The organism is Streptomyces sp. NPDC048483 (genome assembly GCF_040651455.1).
Taxonomy (GTDB): Bacteria; Actinomycetota; Actinomycetes; order Streptomycetales; family Streptomycetaceae; genus Streptomyces.
On record NZ_JBEZJZ010000234.1, the window covers coordinates 1 to 2,970 of the forward strand.

At 68.2% G+C, this 2,970-nt stretch carries 3 protein-coding genes; 1 reads left to right on the forward strand and 2 read right to left on the reverse strand.

Features of this window, described 5'->3' with window-relative positions; translation table 11 throughout:
- Positions 1-165: 165 nt before the first annotated feature.
- The gene (locus AB0D04_RS42440; RefSeq protein WP_362712819.1) at positions 166-795 is read right to left on the reverse strand and encodes a GNAT family N-acetyltransferase; all 630 of its coding nucleotides are present in this window, start codon (positions 793-795) and stop codon (positions 166-168) included.
- 359 nt (positions 796-1,154) lie between these two features.
- Positions 1,155-2,042 carry a hypothetical protein gene (locus tag AB0D04_RS42445; RefSeq protein WP_362712821.1) on the reverse strand — a complete coding sequence of 296 codons (888 nt, stop codon included), beginning with the start codon at positions 2,040-2,042 and terminating at the stop codon, positions 1,155-1,157.
- 328 nt (positions 2,043-2,370) lie between these two features.
- On the opposite strand from AB0D04_RS42445, the gene AB0D04_RS42450 reads away from it, so the two are divergent.
- Positions 2,371-2,712 (forward strand): hypothetical protein, encoded by a 342-nt coding sequence (locus AB0D04_RS42450; protein ID WP_362712822.1) that lies wholly within the window; start codon positions 2,371-2,373, stop codon positions 2,710-2,712.
- Positions 2,713-2,970: the final 258 nt, after the last annotated feature.

Here is a 2,970-nt window from a genome sequence, read left to right on the forward strand (position 1 = left end):
GGGGCGGAGCCCAGACGTCGTGTCTGGGCTCCGCATCCCGTGCCATGAGCACCGGGTGGGGACAAGATGGCCCTGACCGCAGTTGTGTGAAGGCCAGAGCGGCGACGGTCCGGGGTGTTGGCGCTCTTTGGATTCGGCCCCCCGCGTACGGCCAATACTCCTGCTTCAGGGCCGGTAGACGCACTCCGTCAGCGTCGCGTGCTTCTTCCAGCCCAGCGTCTCGTACAGCGCGCGCCCGGCGTCGGTCGCGCCGAGAACGCCGAGGACCGCGCCTGTCTCCAGGGCGCGGTCGGCAAGCGTACGCGTCACGAAGTTTCCCAGCCCGCGCCGCCGATGGGCCTCCTCGGTCATCACCCGGTCCACGACCACGGCTTCCCCGAGGGATGCCATCTGCCCCTGGGCCGCCTGCTCGCCCGCCGCATCCAGCACCCGGGCGTAGGTGACGGCTCCAACGGTCTCCACGGCCGCGGTGTACCCCACAGGCGCGACCGGGTCCGTGGCCATCAGGTCAACGGCCATCAGATGGCCGGTCTCCTCCATCACCCACCCCTGGGACAGCCAGGACTCGATCTCCTCCGGCTCCCCGGGCATCTTCATCCAAGTCCGCGGCACGGAAACCGAGGCCGCGGCGCTGCGGACCCACGACTCCTCGGCCTCGGGCAGGACATGACGTCCCACTTCGTCGGCGTTTCCGGCCACCTCGATATAGAACCCCCAGGGCTTCTCGACAGGCGGGGGCGTCCGCCGGGACACGGCCCAGCCCGCCACCCAAGTCCTGACTAAGTCCGCAACCATCAAGCCCTCCCGAAGCTGTGGCCGTACCAACGGCCAGGTAATAGACAGCAACCGGGATCACACATTACGTCGACGTGCAGTCTGTGGCATCTGTTTTGCCGGAGTGCAGCTCCTGAAGGGCAGTCGTGAAAGATCACAAACAGCACTGCAAAGGAACCACCACCAGCCAGCAACCATGACGAGGACACCGCCGCCCTACCCACCGGCAGCCCCGCAGGCGCCCTGGACTGCGCCTGCGGCCTCTACCCACCCCAACGTCTGCCCCGGCACCGCGCACGCGACAGACTCAGGAGTCAACCCCTGAAGGACTTCCGAAGCCGAACACTTAGCATGGACCGCTGTACCGATGTTCCGTCCGCCTAGTAGTGCTCTCCACGGCGCGGACGCACGTTGACCCCGATGCCTGGCACCCACAGTTCGCCGTTGTCACCGGCGCTGACGTCCCAGGCGGTCACTTCGTCCGGGCACGTGGTGCCGCGGGCCCGCAGATCGGTGACGACCACTCGCGCGAGTGCGGCGGCTGCCGTCGGGTCCGTCTCGGGCAACTGGGCGCGCCACCATCGGTGCTCGTCCACACTTTGCCAGCCCCTCGCGCGCATCTCCGCCGCACGCTCGGGCGTTTGCTCGTGGTCACGGTCCTCGATGGCCGCGTGGAACTCGCAGTTCGTGTCCGACGGGTTGAAGGACACGATCATGGTGCGCCCCCAGTCCCGTGACGCCCAGAGCTTGAAGCCCGCCCAGTCGCCGGGGGCCTGTAGGGGCATGTGCTCGGCCCAGGAGGCGAGCATCCCTGTCAGTCGCTCCTCGGCCGACGTCCAGTTGTCTGCTGTCGCGTGTCCGTTGAAGGTCCAGCCGTGGTCATGGCCGGGGCCGTTGCGGTCCAACTGCCAAGTGTAGGGCAGGCGGCCCGAGTCGAAGCTCCAGAACTCGTCCTGGGCGAACGATTCCGGCTGGTGCGCGGACAGCGTCGCTTCGCCGCGGTCCCCGGACAGCAGCAGTGTCCGCTCGCGGGTGCTCCACCGCACGCTGGGCCCGTGTGCGGTGCCGCCCAACAGCGTGGGCCGGCCGACGCGCGCCACGATGGCCGCGTAGATCGGCCGCAGGGCCTTACGGCGTTCGACCAGGCCGCTTTTCTCCTCGTGCGTGAGGATCGTGAACGGCCGGTCCAGCTCGGCATCGTCGTGGGTGAGAAGGCTTTCCGCGAGATCCGCCGCGTCCTGGCGGACCACTCCCGTGGTGTCAGTCATGACGATCATCCTGGCAGTCGCCGCTGACATCGCCGCCGGCAATCACGCACGGTCACCAGATGGTCGGACTCCACGAGGAATTGGCGACACTTGAATAGGCGAGTTCACCAGTACAACGCCGTCTACGAGGCGCTTCGCTCCCGGCAATGGCCGGGAGCGCACCGCCGGTGGGCTCGTTCGTCCAGGTCAACGACCCGTCGTCGACGCCCCCGCCCGCGACACGCCGCGTCCTGCGCTCGGGGGACGATCCGGGGAAGATTCCCGCTCTGGCCGAGCGATCGCGGCGGCCACGGCCATCTACGGTGCCGACGAACTGCCGCGGGGGACCGTGTTTCTGATCGGCGGCGCGGTGGCCCAGCTCAGCGTCGGCCACCCCGGTAGAGAGCAGTTCGCCGAGCGATTCATCAGCACGTTGATGGACAAGGTCGTCGGTCAGCGGTCCGATTACGTGGAACCAGCTGACCTGCCGATGGTGCGCCAAGTCGTGACCGCCGCCTTCGAAGGGCGCGACCCGGTTGCCTGGCGGGACCAGGCCGGGCCGGTCCCCGACAGCGAGCGGATCGCGATGGCGTGCGCACTCGCGCTCATCGCCGACTTCGTGGACCAGGTCGACGGACCGGGAGCGTGTGAGCACGGACTGCTGACCGCGCTCGACGGCGCCCTCGACTGATCCGGCCAGCCTCCAGCACGGCGGCAATCTCACGGCAGGCGCGTGTCCATCAACCGATCGGTTCCCGAACAGCACAGTGCCGCAGGGGAAAGCCCCTGCGGCACCGGCGGACCGTATTCAGAAAGGGTGTTCACGCTGCCCGGTGGGCCGGACTCTCGCGCCTTTCAGTGGTCCCTACCTTGTTGATCGGGATGAGCGAGCCATTCGTAGGGTTGGCTCACCCAGGGGTGTCGGGTGTGGCTTTCAGTGGTCTGCCGT

Coding starts and splice junctions, on each gene's coding strand:
- AB0D04_RS42440 (WP_362712819.1), bottom strand. CDS start 795: ATGGTTGCGGACTTAGTCAGGACTTGGGTGGCGGGCTGGGCCGTGTCC.
- AB0D04_RS42445 (WP_362712821.1), bottom strand. CDS start 2,042: ATGACTGACACCACGGGAGTGGTCCGCCAGGACGCGGCGGATCTCGCG.